Consider the following 1,159-nt stretch of genomic DNA (forward strand, 5'->3'; position numbering starts at 1 on the left):
GCGAGGCCGGTGCCGTCGGTGATCAGGTACTCCTCCCGGATCGGCCTCTCCTCGAACCAGGACTCCAGAATCTCCCGCGTACCGGCCGCATACCGCGCCTGCGCCGACAGCGTCGAACCGGAGATATGCGGCGTCATCCCCTGATGCGGCATGCTCCGCCACGGATGATCCGCAGGAGCCGGCTGCGGGAACCACACATCACCCGCATACCCCGCCAACCGCCCACTGCGCAACGCCCGCACCACCGCATCCCGGTCCGCGATCCGCGCCCGCGCCGTATTGATCAGATACGCACCCCGCTTCATCGTCCCCAGCAACTCGTCACCGAAGAGACCCTCGGTCTCCGGATGCAGCGGAGCATTCACCGTGACCACATCGCACTGCGGCACCATCTCCGCCGCCGTGGGGTGGAACGTCAACTTCAGCTCCTCCTCCACCTCCCGCGGCAGCCGGTGCCGGTCGGTGTAGTGCAGCGTGACGTCGAACGGCGCCAGACGCCGCAGCACCGCCAGCCCGATCCGCCCCGCCGCGACCGTCCCGACCTGCATACCCTCCAGGTCATAGGCACGCTCCACACAGTCCGCCACGTTCCAGCCGCCCTCCAGCACGACCTGGTGAGAGGGCAGATAGTTACGCACCAGAGAGAGGATCATCATCACCACGTGCTCGGCGACGCTGATGCTGTTGGAGAAGGTCACCTCCGCCACCGTGATACCCCGCGCGATCGCCGCATCCAGATCGACGTGGTCGGAACCGATCCCCGCCGTGACCGCCAGCTTCAGCCTCTCCGCCCTCGCGATCCGCTCCGCCGTGAGATACGCGGGCCAGAACGGCTGGGAGATCACGACGTCCGCGTCCACCAGCTCCCGGTCGAAGACCGAGTCCGGGCCCTCCTTGTCGGAGGTCACCACCAAAGTGTGGCCGCGGCTCTCCAGGAAGGAGCGCAGGCCCAGTTCACCCGAGACGCTGCCCAGCAACTGCCCCGGAGTGAAGTCGATGCCCTCCGGAGACGGAGTGGTCTGCCCGTCCGGATACCGCGCGATCTCCGGAAGACCGTCACGCGCGTACGAGGCCGGATAACCCCCGGTCGGATCGTCGTAGAGCACACACAGAACCTTCGCCATGACACAACTCCTCGCCGTCGAGGCAATCGGTGCGG

Annotated in this window: 1 protein-coding gene; it reads right to left on the reverse strand. The window is 67.2% G+C overall.

The features are described from left to right. The coding region (locus AN218_RS29650; RefSeq protein WP_070020156.1) for an NAD-dependent formate dehydrogenase at window positions 1-1,124 on the reverse strand (1,124 nt) is incomplete at its 3' end. Between the last annotated feature and the right edge of the window lie 35 nt (window positions 1,125-1,159).

The organism is Streptomyces nanshensis, assembly GCF_001751255.1.
GTDB classification, from domain to species: domain Bacteria; phylum Actinomycetota; class Actinomycetes; order Streptomycetales; family Streptomycetaceae; genus Streptomyces; species Streptomyces nanshensis_A.